The sequence below is a fragment of the Rhodococcus sp. A14 genome (genome assembly GCF_011603105.1).
Classification (GTDB): Bacteria; Actinomycetota; Actinomycetes; order Mycobacteriales; family Mycobacteriaceae; genus Rhodococcus_F; species Rhodococcus_F opacus.
In genome coordinates, this window is sequence record NZ_JAAOQS010000108.1 from 1 (window position 1) to 22,188 (window position 22,188).

The 22,188-nt window shown below is 65.7% G+C and carries 25 protein-coding genes and 3 pseudogenes; 14 read left to right on the forward strand and 14 right to left on the reverse strand.

The window, feature by feature from the left end; all coding sequences use genetic code 11:
- Positions 1-854, reverse strand: an 854-nt coding sequence (locus tag G9373_RS36495; RefSeq protein WP_277346720.1) for a wax ester/triacylglycerol synthase domain-containing protein, incomplete at its 3' end; no start/stop codon positions are given.
- Positions 855-1,195: 341 nt separating this feature from the next.
- Here G9373_RS36495 and G9373_RS36500 point away from each other — a divergent pair.
- The 5 genes from G9373_RS36500 (at position 1,196) to hadA (ending at position 3,446) form a co-directional block, all read left to right on the forward strand.
- Complete coding sequence (locus G9373_RS36500; RefSeq protein ID WP_167119799.1) at positions 1,196-1,525, forward strand: ANTAR domain-containing protein; 330 nt, start codon at positions 1,196-1,198, stop codon at positions 1,523-1,525.
- A gap of 21 nt (positions 1,526-1,546) precedes the next feature.
- Entirely contained in the window at positions 1,547-1,738 is a 192-nt protein-coding gene (locus G9373_RS36505) for a hypothetical protein (RefSeq protein WP_133987306.1), read from the forward strand.
- Positions 1,739-2,010: 272 nt separating this feature from the next.
- On the forward strand, positions 2,011-2,211 hold the full coding sequence (locus tag G9373_RS36510; protein WP_167119796.1) for a hypothetical protein: 201 nt from the start codon (positions 2,011-2,013) through the stop codon (positions 2,209-2,211).
- Positions 2,212-2,653: 442 nt separating this feature from the next.
- Positions 2,654-2,950 carry a class I SAM-dependent methyltransferase gene (locus G9373_RS36515; RefSeq protein WP_167119802.1) on the forward strand — a complete coding sequence of 99 codons (297 nt, stop codon included), beginning with the start codon at positions 2,654-2,656 and terminating at the stop codon, positions 2,948-2,950.
- Between the two features lie 37 nt (positions 2,951-2,987).
- Positions 2,988-3,446, forward strand: coding sequence for a (3R)-hydroxyacyl-ACP dehydratase subunit HadA (hadA, locus tag G9373_RS36520; RefSeq protein ID WP_133988037.1), 459 nt, complete (start codon positions 2,988-2,990; stop codon positions 3,444-3,446).
- Positions 3,447-4,043: 597 nt separating this feature from the next.
- Here the strand turns inward: hadA and G9373_RS36525 are convergent.
- On the reverse strand, positions 4,044-4,247 hold the full coding sequence (locus tag G9373_RS36525; protein ID WP_167119805.1) for a hypothetical protein: 204 nt from the start codon (positions 4,245-4,247) through the stop codon (positions 4,044-4,046).
- Positions 4,248-4,676: 429 nt separating this feature from the next.
- Here G9373_RS36525 and G9373_RS36530 point away from each other — a divergent pair, with 429 nt between their 5' ends.
- Complete coding sequence (locus G9373_RS36530; protein WP_167119807.1) at positions 4,677-5,042, forward strand: Lsr2 family protein; 366 nt, start codon at positions 4,677-4,679, stop codon at positions 5,040-5,042.
- Between the two features lie 29 nt (positions 5,043-5,071).
- Here the strand turns inward: G9373_RS36530 and mihF are convergent, their stop codons facing one another.
- The 3 genes and pseudogenes from mihF to G9373_RS47040 form a co-directional block, all read right to left on the reverse strand.
- On the reverse strand, positions 5,072-5,386 hold the full coding sequence (gene mihF / locus G9373_RS36535) for an integration host factor, actinobacterial type (protein ID WP_167119810.1): 315 nt from the start codon (positions 5,384-5,386) through the stop codon (positions 5,072-5,074).
- Positions 5,387-5,748: 362 nt separating this feature from the next.
- Positions 5,749-6,240 (reverse strand): helicase associated domain-containing protein, encoded by a 492-nt coding sequence (locus tag G9373_RS36540; protein WP_095870715.1) that lies wholly within the window; start codon positions 6,238-6,240, stop codon positions 5,749-5,751.
- A gap of 322 nt (positions 6,241-6,562) precedes the next feature.
- Positions 6,563-7,067 (reverse strand): annotated as a pseudogene (locus G9373_RS47040) (IS21 family transposase); the annotation flags it as partial.
- Positions 7,068-7,399: 332 nt separating this feature from the next.
- On the opposite strand from G9373_RS47040, the gene G9373_RS48375 reads away from it, so the two are divergent.
- On the forward strand, positions 7,400-7,825 hold the full coding sequence (locus G9373_RS48375) for a hypothetical protein (protein ID WP_346842893.1): 426 nt from the start codon (positions 7,400-7,402) through the stop codon (positions 7,823-7,825).
- Positions 7,826-7,924: 99 nt separating this feature from the next.
- Here the strand turns inward: G9373_RS48375 and G9373_RS36555 are convergent, their stop codons facing one another.
- Positions 7,925-8,755, reverse strand: a complete 831-nt coding sequence (locus G9373_RS36555; protein WP_206033221.1) for an oxidoreductase — start codon at positions 8,753-8,755, stop codon at positions 7,925-7,927.
- Between the two features lie 26 nt (positions 8,756-8,781).
- Here G9373_RS36555 and G9373_RS36560 point away from each other — a divergent pair, with 26 nt between their 5' ends.
- A complete protein-coding gene (locus G9373_RS36560) occupies positions 8,782-9,483 on the forward strand; it encodes a TetR/AcrR family transcriptional regulator (protein ID WP_167119816.1) in 702 nt (233 codons plus the stop codon).
- A gap of 244 nt (positions 9,484-9,727) precedes the next feature.
- On the opposite strand, the gene G9373_RS36565 is transcribed toward G9373_RS36560, so the two are convergent.
- Positions 9,728-9,883, reverse strand: coding sequence for a hypothetical protein (locus tag G9373_RS36565; RefSeq protein WP_167119819.1), 156 nt, complete (start codon positions 9,881-9,883; stop codon positions 9,728-9,730).
- 661 nt (positions 9,884-10,544) lie between these two features.
- Positions 10,545-11,111, reverse strand: a complete 567-nt coding sequence (locus tag G9373_RS36570) for a TetR/AcrR family transcriptional regulator (protein WP_206033223.1) — start codon at positions 11,109-11,111, stop codon at positions 10,545-10,547.
- A 108-nt stretch (positions 11,112-11,219) separates the two neighbouring features.
- Here G9373_RS36570 and G9373_RS36575 point away from each other — a divergent pair, with 108 nt between their 5' ends.
- Entirely contained in the window at positions 11,220-11,981 is a 762-nt protein-coding gene (locus tag G9373_RS36575; RefSeq protein WP_167119822.1) for a class I SAM-dependent methyltransferase, read from the forward strand.
- Positions 11,982-12,196: 215 nt separating this feature from the next.
- On the opposite strand, the gene G9373_RS36580 is transcribed toward G9373_RS36575, so the two are convergent.
- On the reverse strand, positions 12,197-13,252 hold the full coding sequence (locus tag G9373_RS36580) for an IS110 family transposase (protein WP_167119825.1): 1,056 nt from the start codon (positions 13,250-13,252) through the stop codon (positions 12,197-12,199).
- 308 nt (positions 13,253-13,560) lie between these two features.
- Positions 13,561-13,766, reverse strand: a pseudogene (locus G9373_RS36585) (helix-turn-helix transcriptional regulator); the annotation flags it as partial.
- A gap of 89 nt (positions 13,767-13,855) precedes the next feature.
- Here G9373_RS36585 and G9373_RS36590 point away from each other — a divergent pair.
- Positions 13,856-14,750: pseudogene (locus G9373_RS36590) on the forward strand (alpha/beta hydrolase).
- Between the two features lie 484 nt (positions 14,751-15,234).
- On the opposite strand, the gene G9373_RS36595 reads toward G9373_RS36590, so the two are convergent.
- A complete protein-coding gene (locus G9373_RS36595) occupies positions 15,235-15,561 on the reverse strand; it encodes a hypothetical protein (RefSeq protein ID WP_206033225.1) in 327 nt (108 codons plus the stop codon).
- A gap of 549 nt (positions 15,562-16,110) precedes the next feature.
- Here G9373_RS36595 and G9373_RS36600 point away from each other — a divergent pair.
- The gene (locus G9373_RS36600) at positions 16,111-16,707 is read left to right on the forward strand and encodes a hypothetical protein (RefSeq protein WP_167119828.1); all 597 of its coding nucleotides are present in this window, start codon (positions 16,111-16,113) and stop codon (positions 16,705-16,707) included.
- Between the two features lie 6 nt (positions 16,708-16,713).
- A complete protein-coding gene (locus G9373_RS36605) occupies positions 16,714-17,352 on the forward strand; it encodes an RES family NAD+ phosphorylase (RefSeq protein WP_167119831.1) in 639 nt (212 codons plus the stop codon).
- Positions 17,353-17,559: 207 nt separating this feature from the next.
- Here G9373_RS36605 and G9373_RS36610 read toward each other — a convergent pair whose 3' ends face one another.
- Positions 17,560-17,760: a hypothetical protein gene (locus G9373_RS36610; RefSeq protein ID WP_167119834.1), complete on the reverse strand. Its 201-nt coding sequence runs from the start codon at positions 17,758-17,760 to the stop codon at positions 17,560-17,562.
- Between the two features lie 1,108 nt (positions 17,761-18,868).
- Between G9373_RS36610 and G9373_RS36615 the strand changes: the two genes are divergently transcribed.
- Positions 18,869-19,009, forward strand: a complete 141-nt coding sequence (locus G9373_RS36615) for a hypothetical protein (RefSeq protein WP_009476098.1) — start codon at positions 18,869-18,871, stop codon at positions 19,007-19,009.
- A gap of 166 nt (positions 19,010-19,175) precedes the next feature.
- A complete protein-coding gene (locus G9373_RS36620) occupies positions 19,176-19,448 on the forward strand; it encodes a hypothetical protein (RefSeq protein WP_095870594.1) in 273 nt (90 codons plus the stop codon).
- 249 nt (positions 19,449-19,697) lie between these two features.
- Here G9373_RS36620 and G9373_RS47045 read toward each other — a convergent pair whose 3' ends face one another.
- Together G9373_RS47045 and G9373_RS36630 are read right to left on the reverse strand one after the other, a co-directional pair.
- A complete protein-coding gene (locus G9373_RS47045) occupies positions 19,698-20,243 on the reverse strand; it encodes an MgtC/SapB family protein (RefSeq protein ID WP_346842894.1) in 546 nt (181 codons plus the stop codon).
- A gap of 43 nt (positions 20,244-20,286) precedes the next feature.
- Entirely contained in the window at positions 20,287-21,948 is a 1,662-nt protein-coding gene (locus G9373_RS36630; protein ID WP_167119836.1) for a hypothetical protein, read from the reverse strand.
- Positions 21,949-22,188: the final 240 nt, after the last annotated feature.

Below are 22,188 nucleotides of genomic sequence, written 5' to 3' on the forward strand. Positions count from 1 at the left end.
CCCGCGCACATCGTCAGCACGATGTCGTTGATGGTGGCGTCGGCGTGCTTGGCCAGCAGGCGGATCCGTTCGAGGGGGAAGGACCGGGCGGCGACGTGCCGGGCTCCGCTGATCGGCACGTTGAACACGGTGTGCGGCGCGGTCAGCGAGACCGCGCCGCCCTTGCCGCGGCGGGCACGGTCCATGGTGCCGAGTGCCGCGGGCAGCAGTCCGGCCACCTCGCCGGCGGCGGCCCGGGCGGCGTCCCACGCCATCGAGGGCAGTGCCGAGCCGAATACCGCGGTGTCGGCGTCGCCGCTCGCGGTCGGTGCCGGGACGGCGGCGAGTGGCGTGCGCGGTTGCCAGGGAGCGGGCATGTTCCGGCGGTGCGGGTCTTCGCTCATGCTGTCGCGGAGCAGTCGCATCGCCGACGCACCGTCGGCGAGCGCGTGGTGGATCTTGGTGTAGACGGCGTAGCGGCCGTCGGCGAGTCCTTCGATCAGGTGCATCTCCCACAGTGGGCGACTGCGGTCGAGCAGGGTGCCGTGCAGCCTCGACACCAGGGTCATCAGTTCGGCCATTCCGCCCGGCCGGGGAAGCGCGTCGCGGCGCACGTGGTGCTCGAGATCCACCTCGTGGTGCGGGAGGGTGTCCCAGCCCCACTGGCCGAGCGAGGTGACCGAACGGCGGGCCCGCTTCCGGAAAGGCGCCGCCACCTGGTCGCCGGCCAAGGCCGTGTCGAACATCGCGCGCAGATCGGCCGCCGAAGTGCCCTCTGGTGGGGTGAAGACCGCCAGGCCGCCGACGTGCATCGGATGCTCGCGGGATTCGCCGAGCAGAAACAGCGAATCGGTCGGTGCCATCGGCAACAGCATGCGTGTCCTTTACCGTTCCCGAAACCGGATCCGCCTTGCGATCCGTTCGCCCCTGGAACTGATGGTCAAGTCGATGTAATCGGCTCTCAAAGTAACGTTTATGTGTGGTTCAGATCACAAACCGGTCTCGCTGTTTCCGTTCTACAGCACCGCGACCGCCCGCGCCACCTGCGCAGATGGTCGCCCCCACTTGGACGTTTGTGTAGATGGACGGCGGGTGGCGTGTGCTAGAACTGATCAGGCATCGACAGTGACGTGACTCACATCGTCTTGTCCTGCGGGGATTTGTCGGCACACCGGCGGGATCCCGGCCGATGCACGAGAGCGAAGGACCACGCCCCATGATCGAGGACACCACCGAATCACCCCTCACCCCGGTTCCCGGCCCGACGCGCCTGATTCCCCGCCGGCGGCCCGACGGTCGCGAACTCCTCGCCACCGCGAAGGGAATCCTGATCGCCGCCCGCGGCTGCAGCGACGCCCAGGCGTTCGACGAACTCCTCGACGTATCCCGCCGTCATCATCTGACCGTCCTCGGCGCCGCCCGGAGTCTGGTCGACCTCGCCGCCGGACCCGCACCCCGTCGCCGCCGGTCCGACGACATCCGATTCGACGAATGGGACCAGCTGATCACCCAACTTCCCCCACGCCGCCACGCGCACGCGAGCTGACGCGACAGGATGCGCACGATCATGTCTGAGACCGACTGTTCGAACGACACCACCGGAACCGCATCGAGCCAACCGGGCGAGAGCGCGTCGCCGGTCGCCGACGACACGATCGTGTGGCCCGAACCCAGCCCGCTCGATTCCTGGTGGGAGCACGTGGTCCACGACCACCCGGCCCCGCCCACCGCCGAGTCTGTACTCGGCACCGACACGTAGCTGCCCGGCGATCGGACCGAGGTCACGACTCCGGCCGAAACTGGATGCCGCGACACGTATCCCGTCGCAACTGTCGGCCATCGCCGGGATGGTCTGCGTGAGAATCGGAGAGGCGAGGGTCCTCATTTTCTGGTTGCTGATGCGGATGAGACCGAGGGTGCCGGAGCGTCCCGGGTCCGGGGTGTGGCGGCTCGGCGTGCGCTTGCGTGGGCCATCACGGCCGCGAGGGTTGTGTCATGCTGGGTGCACGGTGTCGAAGTCGCGGGGGTGACATGACTACATGTGCATTGGTGCGATCCACAGGCAGACGTGGCTGGACATTGCGATGCGATCTGTGCGAGCACACCTTCGAGGCCGCCGTCGCCGGCCGGCCCGAAGCGGTCGCCTTTGCCCGCACCAACGGATGGATCGTCGGCGACCGCACGTGGTGCCCGATGTGCGCGGCCACCCACATCACCCGCCGCACCGCCTGAACCGCCGATCTGCGGCCCTGACCCGGGACTGGGGTTGCGGTTGCTCCGCCGATCAGGACGTCGGTCGGGACGTCGCGGTGAGGGTGTACCGGCTCGCCCGACCGGTCGTCGTTTGCCGATAACACGGCAGGCACCGTCGTTCGAGTGGTCTTATAAGGGAACGATCATCGCCGCAACGGCAACGGCGATCGCGGCGCGGTCTTGGTAGTGGGTCACGTCCGGCCTTGGGGAGACAAACGCATGGATATGCGCATCATCGAGGTCCCATACGACGGGCGCAGGTGGTACTCGTCGAGGTGGACGGCGAGGATTTCTATCAGGGCGGGATGCTCTGGCGTCGGTCGCCAGCGTGGACGAGATGCGCCCCGTGTGGCGGGGACCGATGCTGTCGGCATGGATGACGTGATCATGCCGACCATGCACACGATTTTCGACCGAATAAGTGAGGGAAACACCTGTCCCGGACTCTGTCGAGGTCACCGGCCATGGCGAAGCCGCCGGATTCCACGTCGACCGAATCCAGGCGCTGCAGCCACACAACGCCCGCACCCTCGACGACCGGGTGCAGGCGCTGCGCCCACATCACGACGAGGCGGTACCGATCGCCGCCGGGGAGGTGTACCAGCGGTACATCACGCACCTCACCGGATCCGCCGCTCACATCCGCAGCGGACACATCGACGCCATCCCATTGACCCCCGTCCAAGACGGCATCGGCAGTGTGTGCCCGGGTGAGTGATGATGACGCAACAGCGGAGACGGCCGATCCTGCGGACATGGTCGGCCGGCACTTCCGCCTCCCCGACTACTACGAGGTCGGGCGGGAGAAAATACGCGAGTACGCACGGGCGGTTCTCGACCCGCACCCGGCACACCGGGACGAGGCTGGCGCCGCCGACCTGGGCTACGCCGGGCTGATCGCACCGCTGACCTTCGCTTCAATGCTCGGTGGCGTCGCCCAGCAACGCGTGTTCGCCGACCTCGTCACCGGCTACGACCTGAGTCAGGTCCTGCACACCGAGCAGCGCCTGCAATTCCACAAACCCTTCACGGTGGGGGACCGCCTGATCTGCGACATCTACGTCGATTCGTTCCGCCGCAGCCACGGACAAGACCTCATCGTGATCAAGAACGTCATCACCGACGTCCACGGCACCCTCATGCAGACCACCTGGACCACCATGGTCGCCCACACTCCGGACACGGCCCCACGCACGCGACCACCTCGGCCGTAACCACCCGCAGCCCCAAACGGCCACTCTCCCTCCGGGTGTGCGGTCGTCGCCGCCCGGTTCCCGCCGGTCGATGCAGGCCGGAACTCGGCGAGACTGGCGTGCTGCAGTCGCATTTGACTGCTGATCAAATGCGACCGCTCCGCCACCCACCTGTTCCATGACGAACTCCGCCGCCGGGCCGTTGCTGCCCCGCGCGTCCATCGGTGACCGGTGATTGATCGGTAAACGGTCATCGATCGGGGACTGACGGGTGCGTTCGTCACTGGCCTCTTGCATCAGGCTCGGCGACGCTTGACTGGATGCAGGGACGTGCTGACCGTCCATCTGTGCGGTAGCGGTGGGCGTGCTCCGCCACGATGGGGTGCACCGACCACGGGGCCACAGTCACCGCGGTGGACCGCAGACGCGGCACGGTGGCGCGGAGCGAACCGAGCTGGTCCTGCGAACAGCAGGGACGGTAGGAAACGGACGACGCGTCGCTCCCTTGTGACGGGTTGCGTCTCATCGTGCGATGTTGGCGGGGTCGTCCCCGTTCCCTGCATGAACGGCCCTCTCGATTGCCTTGCAGACGTCGGGGATTGACAGTGATCGCCCAGCTCATGCGTCCGGTCTGTCGGCCCGGCCGGTGGGTGAGGCAGACCACACGTCGGTCGTGCCGCCACCGTCCGCGTAGCGGTGGATCTGGACGATGCCGGTTTGAGTTGCGGTAGGCCTGTGCGTCTCGTTGATCGCTTGAAAGTCTGAGTCGAAGGTCTTGTCGCTCGATATACCATTGCGAAAAGTCACCGTGTACTTCGGCATGTCCAGCAATATGCACTGTCGGCGTGGTGCCGCAATACAACGCCTGGATCCGTGGAGTCGCCGTGGGACTGTCGGCGCGCGAACAGCGAAAGCGCCTCTCGTAGTGAGCGAATTCAGATTCGCCGGTCACGATTGTCCACCTACGGAGAGGCGTCCTCGGTGCACTCAACGCACACGTTCACGGCTGGGTCCGCGGTGTTCGACGAACGCAATTTTATGGCGACGGCAGGGTTGGTACCGGTCCTCGAATTCGCCGAATAAAGTGGACAGCTAATTCGTGGACGCCGCTTTGACAGACGTACAACGGGAATTGTGCTGTCTTCATTGCCGCGGTCAATTTTGTCGGCTGGTCTGGCGGAGATATCGCGAGGATGCCGTCATCTCGCGCGGGCAGTACAGTCGACCGGTAAAGAAAATGAGGGAGTGGTCATGGCGCGCCAAATAGTGGTCGAACACGTCGACGATATCGACGGAACGTCCATCGACGACGGAAAAGGCGAGACGATCGCCTTCTCCGTCGACGGCATCGATTACGAGATTGATCTGTCAGCGAAGAATGCGACACAGTTCCACAAGAAGCTCGATTACTACATTGAGCATGCGACAAGGGTGGGCGGCCGCAAGAACCGGACCGCAGGCACCCTCCACTCCGGCGGTAGCGCGACGAAGCCGGCACGGCGCGACCGCGACCAGGGGAGAGCGGTCCGCGAATGGGCGCGCGAGCAGGGTTACGAGGTGGGGGACCGTGGGCGGGTCCCCACGGACATCGTGGAGGCGTACGACGCAGCTCACTGACGCGCTGCCATGTTCTGGCAGCGCACCGGTCACTTCGCGGCGGCGTCGACAAGTGCCTTCCGCTGGTTCGGCCCCAGGCCACCGATCCGGCGGGTCTCGGGAATCGACAGCTCCTCGAGCAGTTGAGCGGCCTTGACGGGACCCACGCCGGGGAGTGATTTGAGGAGGGCGGACACCTTCGTCTTCTTCACGTTGTCGTCGGACTCGGCCTTATCGAAAACCGCGCTCACGGTGAGGTCACCCGACTTCACGGCCGCGAGAAGTTCGCTGCGCAGCTTCCGTGCCCGAGCTGCCTTCGCCAATGCTGCCGCGCGCTGTTCCGGTGTCAAAGTGGGCAATGCCATGAGAACTCCTCCGAGTATCCGCGACAAATACTGCCGCTGGATGGGACTGCGCGTGCAGTAACGGCAACAAGAACGGCCATCACGTCATCGAGCGTAACAATCCGCGGAAGGATTTAAAGCGGATAGCATCGCAATCCAAAATTTTCGGCTAACCAATTTAGGCTTCGATCACCGTGGGATATGGCACGAGTGAGTGGATATCAGGGGTCAGGAATTGGGGAAGGGCAGCCGATCGGGGCGAAAGGCACCGCACGGCAGCAACACCGAAATCGACACCGCGAAACCCGGTAGGTTCGGACGGATCCCGGCGGGTGGCTGCGACCCTTGTGATCGGCACCGGACCCGGCACCACACGTGAGAGGCTATGCCGCCGTGCGCGGACCCCGCGGACGGGGCGCCGGTGACACGCCTAGCAATGCTAGCGGTGCTCGCTCCTCGTCCGGCAGGTTGTGCGCGCGCCACTTCTTCACGGCCCGATACAGCCACTGCCCCAATTGCTCGCCATCATCGGTGATGTAGTTGGCGGGCACCAGAGCGTTGCCGTGCTCTTCGCGGTAGGCGGCGATCGCCGTCAACATGCGCCGACGCTTCGAATCCGTCCTCGCGACCGCCGGGAGGGGTTGCCCGTTCTCGCTCCACACGAAACCGATCGCGTCGAGCTCGCTGATCCGGCTGGCCGGCAGTGTTCCGAGCATTCGGGCGACACGCTGACGGGTCTGCCACCGCCCGAGGCGGTATCCGTTGTCGGTGACGTAGTCGTCCGGGATCGGAGCGTGCGGGTGCGTGCGGCGGAACGCTGCGTACATCCGCAGTGGCGACAGTGATGCTCTGTCTTGCGCTGGTCGCTTCGACATCGATCCTCCCGCATCAATCATGAGGGTCCGGTAGTCCAATCGTCGTTCATTCAGTATGTCCACCACGTCACATATATAACAGCACCCCGCCCTCGCACTCGTGATGCAGAGCTTGCCTCGGGGGGGCATTCCTCGCGACGTTGTGCGCACCATGGCCGCGCCGGAAGCCGTTCCGCAGACCTGCCGTGGAAAAGAGTCGGGAGTCTTTCGCTCCCGCAACCGGAGTGAGCCGGAAATCAAGAGTCGAGGAGAAGACGCCTTGGGGTGCCGGATCGGCGAAACAACCTCCGCGTGCTTGCATCCTGGTGCGCTGCGGCTCCGTCAACTGCTCGCTCGCGGCCACAGTCACTACCGTCGCCCTTCCGTTCGCGGTGGGAGGCAGCCGGGTGTCGCCCCGCACACGACAGAACTCATCCAACCTCTGCTGGGCTCGTTCGACGTGAGATCGTCGGACAGGGTGCGCCACCAGCACTGGGCAGCAGTGGGATTGGCCTTCTCCGCCACTCCTGTGCGGTTTCCGGACCGCGGTGGGCAAATCGCCATCGAGGCGCCGTAGCGTTTGGCGACGCCGGCGAAGCCGGCCGTGACCCGACGGAGTCGGAGTGGCAGACGGTCGCCTTCCGATCGTACCGCCAGGTTCGGGTCAGGCCCCCGAGTCTGCGGCTGACGCGGTCGACCAGATGCGCTTGGGTCATGGCCGGTGCCAGGACCCCGTACCAGCGCCCGGAATGGGCGAGTGATCCGACGAGCAGGTGCGCCGCCGCACCCCGTCCCCAGGAGGCTGGTGGGTTCGGCGGGTCTACCCAGTCCCATTGTGTTTCCTCGCCGTACGTGGTCGACGTGGCGAGGTGGGGTGACGCGGTGGCGGAGTGGGTCGATTTGTCGCCGCGCCGGTGCAATGGGCGGTGTGCTACGCGACGGCGCCATACGTGGAATGTTCTTGCGCTCAGCGGCGTCGGTGTGACCGACAGGGACGGGCATGAGGAGTGCGTGGCGCCTGAGTTCGTGATGTGGCTGTGGCTACTTCTTTCAACTTCGACGGAACGTGGCCTTCGTCGAGATGCTGGCATGCTGAACTGTCCTGGGTTGAGTGGAGACTCCTGATTGAACCAGGAGAATGAAGTCATGCCAGCACCGAGGAAGTACGACACCGAGACCCGTGAGCGGGTTGCAGTCTGCCGTCAACCGGTGGGGGATTGGCCTTGCTCCGTTCGTCGATTCCGGGGTCCTGGGCCCGTACGCCGAGCGGATCGGGTTCGTGGCGTCGGCGAAGGTGAGTCTGGATGCCTGCGCACTGTCCCACATCACCGGCAAGGCGGTCCTCGAATTCGTCGAGCAGGCGCAACGGCAACACCCGGACGCCGGCATCCCCGAGCTGTTTCCCTTCTGGGAACCGCACCCGGCAATCCCTGTGCCCCCCTGTGACCCGCACAGTCGACTACGGCTTGGCGTCGACGATGTTCCGCCGCATCACTTGTCGCAGGCGATACCGTCGTTGTCTCGGTCGAGCTTCGTCGAGTGGCCGGGTGTCGGGCGTGAGCTGCCGAAACCTACCGTCGCCCGATCGCGGCGGGGTGTGCGGTGAGGGTTCCTCCACTGGCACAGGTGCGGCGACCGCCGCAGGGCTCGTCCTCGCGGTTGTCGGCTTTGCCTGCATGGGCGTGGCGAAGTGACTGCCGGGTGGCTAGGGGAGGCGGAACTGTCGTCGGATCATGGCGTCGAAGGTGCGGTCGGGCAGCTTGCTGATGGCCACCGCGGTGGCGGCGCCGCGCCCAACCCGGTACCGCGGCCTGGGGTGGGGGGTGGTCGCGGCCTTGACGATGGATACGGCGACCTGGTCGACGTCACTGGTGATGACCTTGTCCTGATTCGTGCGGTGGTAGGCCGCGACCGCCTCGGCCATCTGGGTGTAGGCGCCGTGCCCGGATGACTCCTGTAGGGATGCCAAGGCGTCCTCGTGCCATGGGGTGCGCACCGGGCCCGGCTGGACGATGGTGACCTGGATGCCGAACGGGCGCAGCTCGGCGCGCATGCTGTCCGAGAGGGCTTCGAGGGCGAACTTGCTGGCGTGGTACCAGCCACCCATCGGAGAGCTGAATTCCCCCGCCAGGCTGGAGACGTTGACGATGCGCCCTCGGCGCGCCTGGCGCATCGGAGGCAGGAGGCGCTGGGTCAAGGCGGCGAGGCCGAAGACGTTGACGTCGAACTGGCGACGCGCCCGCGTCAGGGGCGTCTCCTCGAAGGACCCGAACTCCCCGTACCCGGCGTCGTTGACCAGGATCTCGATGGGTCCGCACTCCGCCTGCGCTGCTGCGACGGCGCGGTCGATGCTGGCCTCGTCGCTGAGGTCCAGGTGGACGGGTACCACGCCGGCCAGCTGGGCTATCCGCTCCACGCGGCGAGCTGCGCCCACTACCGGGTAACCCTGCTCAGCGAGCATCTGGGCCGTGCGGGCACCGAGCCCGGAGGATGCTCCGGTGACGAGGACGGCCCGCTTACTGTCAATGTCGTTCACAGTTCCAGTACGTTACTGTGAACGACATGCGCAGTCAAGACATGGGGAGCCGGATCCTGCGCTCCGCGTGGGGACTGGACCCGCCCACGACGCGGGGGCCCAAGGCGCGGTCCAGCGTCGATGACATCGTCGCCGCCGCAATGTCACTGGCCGACGCCGACGGCCTCACCGTGGTGTCGCTGGCGGCCGTCGCCGCTGAGCTGGGGCTGACGACTACCGCGCTGTACCGCTACATCGACTCCAAGGACACACTCGTCGAGATCATGATCGACACCGCCGTGGGACCGGCCCCCCAGCTCGGCGAGGGCGACTGGCGCGCCCGAGTCCTGACCTGGGCACAGCAGTTGTGGAACCGCTACCGGACCCACCCGTGGCTCGCCGACGTGCGCGCCGCAGGCATGCCTCGCTACCCGCAACGACTGGCGTGGATAGACCTGCTCCTACGTGAGCTGGACCGCGGCTCGGTGCCTGACCCCATGCACACCGCCCTGCTCCTCGACGGCCTCGCTCACACCTTCGCTCTGCTCACCGGACCGGCAAACCGCCCCGCCGCACCGCCCACGTGGCTCCTGGAAGCAGCGGCCTCGCGCTATCCCCGCCTCGCCCAGGAGCTCGATCGCGACTGGACCGACATCGAGGAGGAGTTCACCAAAGCCGTCACCACCGTCCTCCGAGGGGCCGAGCCGATGTCAGACGGAGGGTGTCCCGGAGGCGCGAAAGAGGCTTGACACCGCGCCTGCAATCCGAAGGGCGGGATGTCGCCGTGGAGGCCTCGACCGGTCACGCCAACGGTCGACAAACCTCGGTCGTTTCAGTCAGCGCAACTCCCGCAGATCGACAGGGGCCGGAACATGGGCGCTGGTGGGACCCCGAGTCGGAGAACGCCCTTCGTTGCGCCGATGGCACGCGCGCGGTGCATGGTTGTTCCTTGCCGAACGCCGCCGCGTCTCCAATCGGGAATCGGACCCCGAACTACCGCGCGGCGTCCTCATAGTTACCGAGACCTGAGCTGATGCCCACCGAATCGAAACACGCCACCGGAGCGAAGCTGACTGCTGCGTGAGCATCGATGACGGCGGGTTTCGCCGCTTCCATCGCGTCGGCCGACTGCCACTGGACCATGGTCACCGCATTGCATCGGCCCGGACCGGCGATCTGTTCGAGCAGATAGTCCGCGACGAGCCCAGGCTGATCCCGTAGGACCAGGTGTGTCCGGCGGGCAGGAGAGCAGAACTCCTCTCTGGCTTGATCAGGAACGGCGAACTTGTCGCACGCGGTAGACGACTGACACCGCGCACCTCCGAATTGGTTGTCCACACACCGTAAGACATCAACCATTCTCGAGGTCAAGCCCGAAGTGTGGAAGACGGGCGGGGAGGGTCTATCGGCGGGCGAGGATGAATTGCGTCTTCTCGCAAGCGGAACCCACACCGCACACCCGCGCCGCGATCCTCTCGTGGTGCCTCATGAAGCTGGCGCCCAGAACGAACCAAGGACAGACGACCGACGAAGCGCATAACTATCCAACGAGGCGTTCGCTACCGATGGCATGCCACTCGGCCGATCAACCGGCGCCCCGTTCGTCGCTGTGGCGAAGGCGTTCGACGAGCTTGCTCCCACACCGGTTCCGGAACCGCCCAGTCCGCAGCGATCCACAGCTGCCGTACGTAGAGCTCGACAACGAAACGATCGGTGTCACAACCACGTACCTCGGACCCAATGTGACGGATTGAATGACAGAGGAACGGTAAGGTTCAGTGTCATCTGCGACCACGCCCTCACGCATCCATCACTCTGGCGCCGAGATCGATCTTCGCGCGCTGAGTCCGTGGCCGAGGCGGCGCTCGAAAGTCGAGAAGGCGCCCGACGCCGATACCGAGTCTTCGGCGATCGAGCCGAGCACACCCACCAGAGCCCACGACAGGAACGTCAGCGTCGTGTCGATCTCGTCGTCGTCGATGTCGAGTCGGCCGCGAAGATTCTCCGCCAGGATCTCTTCGACCATCTGCTGCGTTGCACGAAGCAACACGCCGCTGCTGCGTCTGCCGACCAACGCCCGGTACAGCTCGCGGTGCTGCTCGGCCAACTGCAGCATCGTCTGCACCGGTTCCCAGAGCCGGGCAGCGTCTGCCCCGGGTTTGTGCACCGCCGCGCGCAGGTACTCGGTGCAGCTCACCACGAGTAGGTCGTCTTTGTCCCGGTAGTGACTGTAGAACGTGGATCGCCCGATATCGGCGCGGTCGAGGATGTCCTGGACAGTGGTGCGGGTGTATCCCTTTTCCAGCAGCAGTTCGATCAGAGCTTGGTGCAGGAGCCCCTTCGTCCGCCGAACACGGCGATCGGCTGACTTCACCATCGGCTGCTCCCGTCGTTACCGAACATTTCGCGATCAACTGTTCCGAATCGGACGCATCCGGGCCATTTGGTTCTGGTCCGGCAATGCTATTGGGGAAATGCTGAACTCATGTCCGATACCGAACAATCACAGTCCACCCATCGTCGACCCGGGCCGCCCCACGAAACGCCGCCGGGCATTCTCATCACCCGTGTCCGCGGATACAACCTCTTCAACACGGTCTTCTTCGGCGGTCGCCGACGACGACTCGACACCGCGCTCGCGGCGGAAAGCGGGGCGAGCCGCGGTGATCACGTGCTGGACATCGGGTGCGGGCCCGGGCGATTCGCCGGTGCGCTCGCCGAACGGGTCGGCCCCACTGGTCAGGTCGAGGGCGTTGACGCGTCCGGGCCGATGATCGACTATGCCTCCGCGCACGCGGGCCGCACCGGCAATTGCACCTTTCATCTGGGCACGGCCCAGTCGCTGAGCCTTCCGGACGCGTCATTCGACGTGGTGACCTCGACGTTCGTGATGCACCACATCCCGGAGGATCAGCGAGAGGTCGCGCTCGGTCACATGTTCCGGGTGTTGCGCCCGGGCGGACGGTTGCTGATCGCCGACATGCATCCACTCGATCGTCTCCGCGCCGGCGCGGTGCGTGCGCTCGCCCGGGTCGCCACCCACCGCCCCGGTCACGGTCACGGTCACGGGCATGGGCATGGGGCTGACGGAGAGACGCCGACGGATCCATTCGCCGCCGTCGATGTGCGCAGGTACATCGATTCGCTACATCACATCGGTTTCACCGGAGTTGAGTTCCGGCCCGTCAAGCCGTCGACCGGATGTCTCGTCGCCGTGAGACCGGATGGACTGCGGCGGAGTTCGTAGCCTGGCACACCGGTCATCCCGACTGTGCCGATTGCGATTCGGATTTGTCGGGGACAGGGCGGTGAACGCTGGCGATGTCGCGCTCGACGTGGCGCCGGATATTTACCCGCGACCCCGAGGGAGTTGGCCGAGACCGGTATCGCCGACTGTGCCTTGGGGTTGCTGGCTAGATCAGTAGCCGCCACCTCTTCCAGGATGCTTCTATATCCGTCAAGTCATGCTGGGGCCGGGTATGCAGCGGTCAGTGTTCGGAACAGTTGCCGGGTGATGTACCTCTTCAGGCAGCGCATGATCTCCTTGGTCGTGCGACCCTCGCGGCGGCGCCGGGCAACATACGCGCGGGTGTCGGGGTGGGTGCGCATCCGGACGAGGACGATGGTGGTCAGCGCCCGGTTCAGTCGTCGATCTCCGCCACGATTGAGTCTGTGACGCATCGTGTTCCCTGACGACGCCGGTATCGGGCAGGTCCCGGCGAGGGCTGCGAACGCGGCTTCGGAACGGACACGGCCCGGATGAGACCAGGCGATGAGCACGGAGGCCGCGACCACCGATCCGACGCCGGGTAACTCCGGCAGTTCCGGTGCGACCGAGCCCACAGCAGAGTCGAGTGACTTCCTGTTGTCGATCAACTCGGCATCCAGGGCGCGGATTCGCTTCGCCAGTCGGACCGCCTCCTGCCGACACGTGTGCATGGTGACGTCCTCCGATCGGGAACGCCAGGTCGATATCGCATCAATCTGTTTGCGCGTCAGAGCTTTGCGCGCATCGATACCGAGGTCGGTGATCCGGAGCAGGGCGGTGAGCGCATTGACTGCTCGGGTTCGCTCGCCGGCCATTTGTTCTCTGGCCACGACCAGGACCCGAAGCGCGGCGCGGGGTCCCTCGGCGCGCGGCCAGCGGAGCCGGGAGATGTCGACCGCGAGCACCGACCGGGCGATCCGGACGGCGTCGAGTGAGTCGGTCTTGCCGATTCCGCGTCGGTGCGCGGCTGACATCGCGGCGGGTTCGACGACGGCCAATCCGGAACCGAGGACGCGCTCGGCGAGACCGGCTCCGTAGGAACCGGCGCCTTCGATGACCACCAGAGTCGCGTGCTCGCCCACGCGACGACTGATCCATGTCACCGCTCGCTCGAGCCCGGATGGGTTCGTAGCAAACATTGATTGGTCGACGACTGCACCGGTCGCGGCGGTGACAACCGACAGCGAGTGGGTAGCGGCGTGGGTATCGACCCCGATGACGAACTCGTACTGATCTGCAACGATAGGCATTGCGACGGATCTCCTTCCCAAAGGGTGACGTCGTGTCGGCGTCGGCCCGGGAAGAACACTTCGAGGCAGGCCTGTAACGGGCCACGACCCGCGCACACGGGTCGGGCAGGCTTCTGATCAAGCCACCGAAGCGAGACCGGGTCGGCGTCGCCGTCTCGGCCGAGTGGACAGATCCTGGAAAGTGCGCACCCCGAAAGGGCCATGCGGTTCAGGGGTCACACCCAGTCGCGGACGACGACACCGATCCTGCCAGCCAGCCCCGGGCCAGCCACTACAAACACTTACAGACGGTTCAGGGTGCGGTACTCCTAGCTGGACTGGGGTTGTTGGCGCGTGGACTGTTCGACGACCCAGGCGGCGATTTGTGCGCGTGAGGTGAATCCGAGTTTGGTGAGGACGTGCTCCACGCGTCCTTGGGAGGTACGCGGTGCGACACCAACTTGTCGGCGACGGCTCTGTTCGTCAGTCCCTCGGACACCAACTCGGCGACCTGCCATTCCCGTTTGGTCAGGGTGGTCGGGCTGCCGATGCGGGTGCCGTGCGGTGTCTTCTGGTCTTCGTGGAGCGCGTAGGCACAACTCGATAATGTTGGTGAGGAACTTCATGGATCCCGTGGTCGCACAGTCCGAATGCCGCGGTGACGGTGTCACGCTTGCCGCCGACCGGTGGGGATCCACCGTCCCAGGGTGTCGGCGGATCGGATGTCGAAAGAAAAGGCTTGGTTCTGCCGCTGCGCGGCGGCGGGCAGACCCGGCATTCCTGGCGTAACACCGGTCGCAGCCTCGCGCCGGATGGCTGGTCTGCCATCGCCGTGGACGCGCGTGGGCATGGTGACAGCCTGTGGGCACCCGACGGGGACTACGGCATCGACGCACTGGTCGCCGACTTGACCTCGATCATCGCCGAGGTGGCGGAGAAGCCGGTCCTCGTCGGTGCCTCGATGGGCGGTATGACGTCGTTGATCGGGCAGGGGGAGAACCCGGATCTGGCGCGCGGTCTGGTCTTGGTCGATATCGCACCGAGGGTCGAAACGAGCGGTACCGCGGAGATCACGGCCTTCATGCGCAGTGGCCTCGAGGGTTTCGCGAGCCTGGACGAGGCTGCGGCGGCGATCGCGGCAGCCCGAACCGGGTGCGTAAGCCCAGCCCGCAGCGGTAGCGCAAGAATCTCCGTTTGCGGGATGGCCGCTGGTTCTGGCATTGGGATCCAAAGTTCCTTCGTCACGGCGACGAACCCACCCGCCAAGCGGATTCGATCGTGCGATACGAACGCGCTCGGGCCGCCGCGGCTGCGGTCACGGTTCCCACGATGCTCGTTCGTGGCAAGCAGTCCCATGTGGTCAGCGAGGAAGGCGCCAAGGAACTGCTCGAACTGATTCCGACCGCGAAGCTGATCGACGTGACCGGGGCCGGTCATATGGTCGCGGGCGACGACAACGATGTCTTCAGTGGCGGGTGAAGGATTTCTCGACGAGAACGTTGCAGCACTGCGCCACTGACGCCGGCGAGGCCTCGGACGCAACCGTTCGAGGGATCAGTTTGGATCTGCATCGGTGTCGGTTGCAGTGGCGAACCGGATTCGGCTCCGAAACCGGTGATCCGACCGAACTTTTCGCAGGCGATCAGATTGGGTTATGGCCGCGAATTCTGCACTGTTAGAAATTTTCTCGAATCCGATGGGCGGCGGGGGCGTGGGCGACCGAACCGCAGCAGACCTCGAGCGTGAACTCTCCGTGGTCTCCAACATACGCGACCGGATCCGCGCTTCGGAGGGCACGGATATCTGTACCCCGACCACCGCGGTCGACCATGTTCTCGATGAGCTCAACAGTCTCGAACGATTACCGCGGATCCGCCGTGATTTAGCCCGCATAGTGCATGAGGTCGTGGTCTCAATGAGCAACCTGTGCCGAGGGCGGTGGTGCTGGGGTGGTGCGGTTCGGCCCGGATGGCGACCAAGGATGAAGCCGTCGTGTTCGCAGTTCACAGGTGCGCGAGCATGGGGAACAGGGCGATCGCGGAGACGGTGATCCCCGCGGCGCCGGCAACGACACCCAGCAGGGCCCGCAACGATGCCGCCTCATCGTCGGCTACCGCGGACCGCGAGGTGGCGACGGCGCCGCAGACCACCGCGGCCACCCCCAGGAGGAAGCCGAGTCCGATCATCCAGAACGACGCCACGGACAGCGCCCCGAGGGCGATCGACACGGCGGGCAACCGTGAACCGTGCTGTTTCCGTCTCTCGTTGTCGTTGAGGGAGGAACACATACGGTGGTCGGCACCGGGGCTGTGAGGGACGGTGGCGGTCATGATCCTCCTTCTCACGGTTGACGAGTCGGGTCGACGGGGCAAATGTTATTGACGTGACCGGAAGCGTCGTCAAGAACTGTTCGGGCGCAACGGGAACGGCGTTGTCGAAGCCGTTTCGGTGGTCGAGGGTTGCGACTCGGTCGAGGGTCTGTCGCTTGTGACGAAGACCCCACAAGAAATTTAGCACTCGTGTCGTGGGAGTGCTAACTCTTTTTGCTAAGTAATTTCATGCTCCTATGCCGGCCGCTGAAGTGCATCGACCGCCGGACTCTTTGGCCGTGGACATTCGCCCAGGCCCGAGGGGTGGACGGTGCTGGCTCGATTGTCGAGCGAAGGGCGCTTCGTTGGCTGCGTGGCCGAGGCGGTTCCCGCGGCGTCGCTGAGTGCGAATGCCGATCCATGCCGGCACGGCAGGGTGGGGCGCATGTTCCGGACCGGCTGAGGGGGCGCAGTATCGGCGAGAGGGTGCCAGTGTCGAGGCCCTCCGGCCCGTCTATCCCGACACGGGTGGTACGCGGTACACTGTTGGCACAAGTGGAGGTGGTGGACATGCTCGTCGACCGTGATCGGGCCCGTGACTCGATCCATGCCCTGTCGGATCCGGACCTGGTCGAGTTGCTGGTCGAGGAGTTCTCCCGGCGGCCGGCCCTGCGTCCTGTCCGTGACGATGTGACGGCGTTGCTGTCGATGAGCCCGGCGCTGGCACGGCAGCAGGAGCGTGCGGTTGCCAACCCGGCCGCCGCGGCGGTGGCGCGTACGCGGATCGTCTCGTCGGTGCTGAACTCGATCGTCGAGAAGCACGAGATGGTCGACTCCACCGCTGTCAGCCGTGTCCTGGGGAAGGCGGCGACCAGCCGGAATACTGCCAGCCGCCTGTCGGCGGCCGGCACGGTGATCGCGCTGCCGGTGTCGGGGCACAAGCTGTACCCGGCCTTCCAGTTCGATGCCGAACGCCGGCAGGTCCGCCCGATCGTCGCCGAGATCAACCGGGCCCTCGGCGCGAAGGACGACCCGTGGGGTGTGGCGTCCTGGTGGCTGAGCCCGACCGACTTCGCCGACGACCCTCGATCCCCGGCCGCCCTGGCCGTCGCCGGTGGGCACGAGCAGGATCTGCGGGACATGGCCGACGACCTGACGCAGGACTGAACCCGCGTGAGTTACCCGGATCCACCCACCCCGTTGCCTGCTGCCCTGATCACCACGATCCCCGCCGATACCGCGCTGTGGCGCATTCACAGCGCCACCCGCGGCGCCGCGGAGTTGAACCCCACCGCCCGGCCTCGGGCCCGGGTCGGGGGCCGGTTCGACAGTCTCGACGGCTCCTTCGGATACCTGTACCTCGGTGACAGTCCGGCCGCGGCGGTCGCCGAGACGCTCTGCCGCAACCTGCCGGTCGACCAGTCGCCGCGGCTGATCCCGCGGGCGAAGATCGCCGGCCGAGTCCTGAGCGAACTACGGACCACCCGCACGGTGAAGGTGGTGGATCTGACCGGGACCGGGGCGTCCCGGATCAATGCCGGCGCCTGGTTGTCCAAGTGCGACCCCTCCGGGTATCTGCACACCCGCCGGTGGGTCGCCGCGATCCTCGCCGCGAACCCCGATGTCGATGGCGTGCAGTACCGGCCGCGGCACGAGGAGAACACTCTCGCCTGGATGCTGGCCGATGACCCGGCCACGCACACCCACCCCGCCGTCACCGCCGTCGGAGGGTTGATCGCGCTCGACTCCGCCGACGGGCACTACCTGTTGGGTGCGATCCTCACCCCGCACAACGCCGCGCTCGGACCCTGATCCAGCCCCGTGCCGGCAGACAGCGGCACGCCGAGGTCGCGACAGCCTTGCAGCTGATTCAGGTCGGAGCGGGACGTGAGGTAGAGGCCGGCGACGCGGCCGCGCCGAAAAGTACCTTCGAGACCGGTTGTGCTGGGCGGTTGCCTCGTTGGTGCCAGCAGCACAGGATCGTCACGTGGGTGATCGCCGGGCGGTGGTCGCGGGTGGTCAGTGACGGTCGTTGTCGTCGACCCAGTAGGTGAAGGTGTACCGGCTGATCCCGGGCGAATCGGTGGTCAAGATCGTCTGCAGGGACAGATCGGACCAGGTGCGGACGCCCTGGGCCCGCAACTGTGCGACCGCCTCTTTCGCCGCGTCGTCACGGGCCGCGCCGGCCGGCAATTCCAGTGACGTTCGTTCGATTCCCACCGGGAACACACTATGGCAGCGATATGCGCGCACGTTCCTCGCCCGTTTCCATGGAACTGCACACACTGCAGCATCGTGGGGAGATGCTGGCCGTGGGGGTCAGGTTTCGGTTCGTCCCTGCGGCGTAACGGCCCGAAAGTGTCGACTAGGACTGGTGGACAACAGTATTCGTGTAGGAGTCGGGAGGCGATCTGCCGAGGTGGGGTTCGCCGATGGTCTGCGTCGTGTCAGGGCGGTCGAAGGGCGGCGTCGAGGATGGACGTGCGCAGAAGTAGACGAACGAGGTAGGCGACGGGCGACTCGCTCCGAGGGGTGACACGTCAGCCGAGGCTCGCCGCGTCAAAGGTGCGAACAGCGGCGGCGACACGGTTGATGTGTTGTGGTGCGGCCAAGCGCAGCCCCCGCCAACGATGTATATCAGCTGGCAGGGGCGCTACACGGACAATCTGCACGTAGGAACGAGCAGCGCACAATTGATCTTCGTGAGCCGGACCCTGGAAGTCCAGGGAGTGTGATCCATGCCATTGCACTTTCTCCGCAACCTGAATTACCGACCAGTAAGTGCGATTTCGACGCTTCCTGCGGTGCGTACACGAATCGGCTGAGTCGCGATCGGCGCGAGCCTGCGACGGGGGTGGTACTGCCGGAACCGGCGTGTTTTGCTTCGCCACAGCAATGCCGACGGGCTTCGGCATCGAGTGATTGAGTGACAATCCCGTCTCGGTCGGGACGCCGATTATTTTGTGCTGCAGCATGTCCGATAGTGCGCAGCTGTTCTGCGCAATCGAGTATGTGCGGCGAGCTGCTGCTTTACCTACCGGTGTCGCTGACGAACCCCCTAACAATCTGTGCTGGCGTAACGAAATGCTTGGGCGACATAGTTCAAACGCGGTGTGTGACGTAGAACACGGCTGAATTTGTGGAAAAAGCCTGGCGCTTGGGGGTGTTCGGTTGCAACCCTAAGCCGAGACCCAAACCTCCAGGCCCAATTTCGGGTATGGGTGCAGGTAGTTCGGCCAATGTGCAGGTGTCGAAGTCGGTCCAAGGTAGCTGGTGCGCGTCATCGACGTGGCAATCGAAAATATCTGCACGTGAGAGAAGAGTTGTCATGGCACGGATTGCCGAGAACCTGGGCACCAATCTGCTGAATACGTTGCGGGTCGGTGTGGTTGGCACTGTTCTGTACGCCGGGCTCATCATGGGAGTGGTTGTGGTGGCGGTGTGGAAATTCCCGATGCCCGGCGTGTAGGCCCGCGGCGACTCATGGTTCCCCGCCGACGCCCGGCGGGTGAAACACTCGGTGGCAGTTCGGCGATAGAGCTGACAGAGGCGTGGTCGTGCCCGTGGCTCCGCGTGGCGGGTGATCAACGCGCGGTACCCGTGACGGGCGCCTGTTGATGTGGAAGGAAGCGACGATGTTCGGGACGGGCATGGGCGCGATGGTGGGTCTACTGGTGGCTGCGCTGGTGGTGGTGCCCGTCTCGTTCGGTGTGGCGGCACGAGCGGACGCGAAGGTTCGCCGCCTCTCAATGTTCCGACCGTCCGATCCGTACCTGAGGGGATCGGTCGCGGACGTGGACGAGCGGTGCGATCGGTGGCGGCAGCTGGCAACGCGGGCGTGGCTGATCTGTGGCGGCGCCTCGCTGGTTGCTGTGGCGGTTGTGGGTGTGCTGATCTGTGTCGGGTGAGGGGTGACGACGTTGCCGGGTATGTGCGGTGGGCGGTTCGCGGCTGTCGGTGCGGGACGGGTCGAGCCCTCGACGCCGAGACCGCAGCTGGAGTATCAGCGGACGCTGAAACTGTCGCGGCCGCTGAGGCATACGCGTCCGAGGCCCCGAGATGCGGGTGAAACCAGGTGGGCCGAAGCGGCCCGGTCGGAGTGTAGTCCGCTCCGGCCGGGCCTCGCCGGGACGTGCAGCAGGTACCCGCCGCGTACATCATGACCGCACTCGTCCCGGTGTGCGTCCGGGAAGGGGTGCGCTCCCGTTGGGCGGTGCGGTTCCGCGTTGGTGTGCCTGGGTTGTGGGCGTCGCTGATGTCACCTCGGGCGTTTGACGGCGTGTGAAATTTTCGACCGGATCTACGGATCTCGGCAGACCGGTGTGCACCAATCCCTGCCAGCCAGTGTAGGTGTGGCTGGTGCGGTATTGGTTTGTCGACCTGTTCCTTCGTGTTTCCGGTGCGAGGATAGGGTAGATCCGCCGCCTGCTCCGATCGCTGAAATGTGACTCACGCCACATGTCGTTCTCGGGTCGTCCGTACCTGCTGACGATCATGAACAGTGCGGCTCCGAGGCCGACCAGGGGATGGGTGCGCATCCCGGCGGACTTCCGCCAAAGTTGTCGCTCCATGCCCACCGCAGCGGAGAGCGCGACGGCCACCGACAACACCGCCACCAGGGCGGGTGCGAGGTCACGAGCATCGCTCGGATAATCCTTTGACAATAAGAGAATAGGAACAGTTGCGCCCGTCCGCTGGAACATTCTGATCCTCACGTGTGGGTGCCGCTGTTTCTGAGGGTCGGGTCTATTTTGGTTCTGGACGGGACGACGGACTTGCCACCACCAACGGCGGGTTGGAAGGTTCGAAGCCGGAAAGGTTGTTGGCCTTTCGGCACTCTCGCAGTGTGGGCGTCGTGTCGCGGCGCTTGGGAGCGGTGCGCCACACGTGCGTCTCGAATGGGAAGATGGACTCGCGCCGTCGACGTTCGAGGTCCTTGACAGGCTTCACGTCGGGCGAGGCACGCGGTATCGCAACCGGTGTTGTCTGGATCGTGAGTGTCCTGGAGGGGCGACGACGTGCGACAGCCGCGAGTAGTGTGACAGCGCCGATCGCGGTGACAGCCGCCACGGTGAGCCCCCAGCGCTGCAAATCCTCCGGTGATGCCGCGCCGGCGGTGTGGAGCGACGTCGCGAACAGCGCCCCGGCGGCGACCGCTACGAGCGTGGATCGCAGGTCTCGGGCGGAGGCGGCAGCGTGGGACAGCAGACTGCTTTCGGCACTGTCACACAGCTTACCGAGTTCGGTGTGCAGGAAGGCGATCTCGTCGGCGGTGTGGTGGACCAGCGTTGATCGCAGGTGTGTCGATGCGATCCGTGGCGGATGTCGGTGTGCACCGGTGAGATGTGCTTGCAGAAGCCGTGTCTCGATCATCCGTGTGCGGGCCGCCGCGATGTCGCCGTGGCCCGCGAGAGCGCCGCGTTTGCTCAGGTGGCGGCGGTGGCGCAGGAGCGACAGTACGCGGCGGTGGTCCGCGGAGTGCTGTGCGCGCAGGGCAACCCAGCCGATGAGGCCGTAGAGCATGTCACGGGTGCCCCGATCGAGATAGTCGGGACTGGTAGCGGTGGCGCCGAGGTCGACGGCGAGGGCTCGGGCGTCCTCGCGAATCGCGATCCCCGACCCAAGACGCGACGGCCAGTCGGTGAGCGGGGCCCGGTGCCAGCGGAATAGTCCACGGTAGGAGCGGGACGCACCCCCAGCGCAGGGTGTGGTGCCGGGTTCATCGACCAGTCGCCGAACCGCATCGACCCCGTCGGTGTGGACCTCGATGACCAGGCCCTCGAGTGCTCCCGAACCAGTCCGATGGGGGCTGTGCATTGTCAGGCTGCGCAGCGGCCGGTGGACCTCAGATCTGGGCAGTCGGGTGTCCAGTCGCGGGAAAATGTCGGTCGGGCTCGCCTCGGGCGTCAGTGCGAAGGGGCGGAGAAACGCTTCGATGGCGGCCCAGAATTCTCGGCTACCGCCGTCGCGGAGGGGGTCATTGTGTCGGTCGATCAGGCTGCCGGCGCGGTCGGGGGTGAGTTCCTCGCAGGCCAGTACCAGTCCGTTGCCGGGAACCTCCCACAGTGACAGGCAGGTGGCCGGTGGGCCGACGTAGCGGCGTTGCGGGCCGTCAGGCGCGCGCTGGTTATCGAGTGCGAGGCCGAAGGTGACCGGGGGACCGCTGCGATCGACGATGTGTCGGAACGCCAGCAACTGCGCGTGGGGGCCATCGTCTCCGGTGGCGGTGGGGGCGCTGATGCGGGCAGGCAGGAACGGTTCGACCTCGTCGACCGCGGGAACCGGGACCGGGTCGGCGCTTTCGACGATATCCAACGGCAGCAGGATTACTCGCAACGTTGCCCGGCGTTTCCTCGACGACAGTGAGGTCGGGTCCGGTCGACGGGTGACGAGTCCAGGACGATTCATTTCTGTTTCATAGTTTCTCGACGGGTCCGGCACTCCTGTGTCGACCCTACGGGTCGGCACAGGAGCCAGTGATCTCACCGGATGCTGTGTGAGTTGCCCTTGTCTCGCTCACTCTGACTTCTTGGGGATACATGTCGTCCCGGCCGGGAGGGGCCGGGACGACATGCCTGAGGCCGGAAGTTGGCCCCCCGATCAGGTGGTCACACGCAGGGCGAACCGAAACTTCTGCGGCGTGCTTCC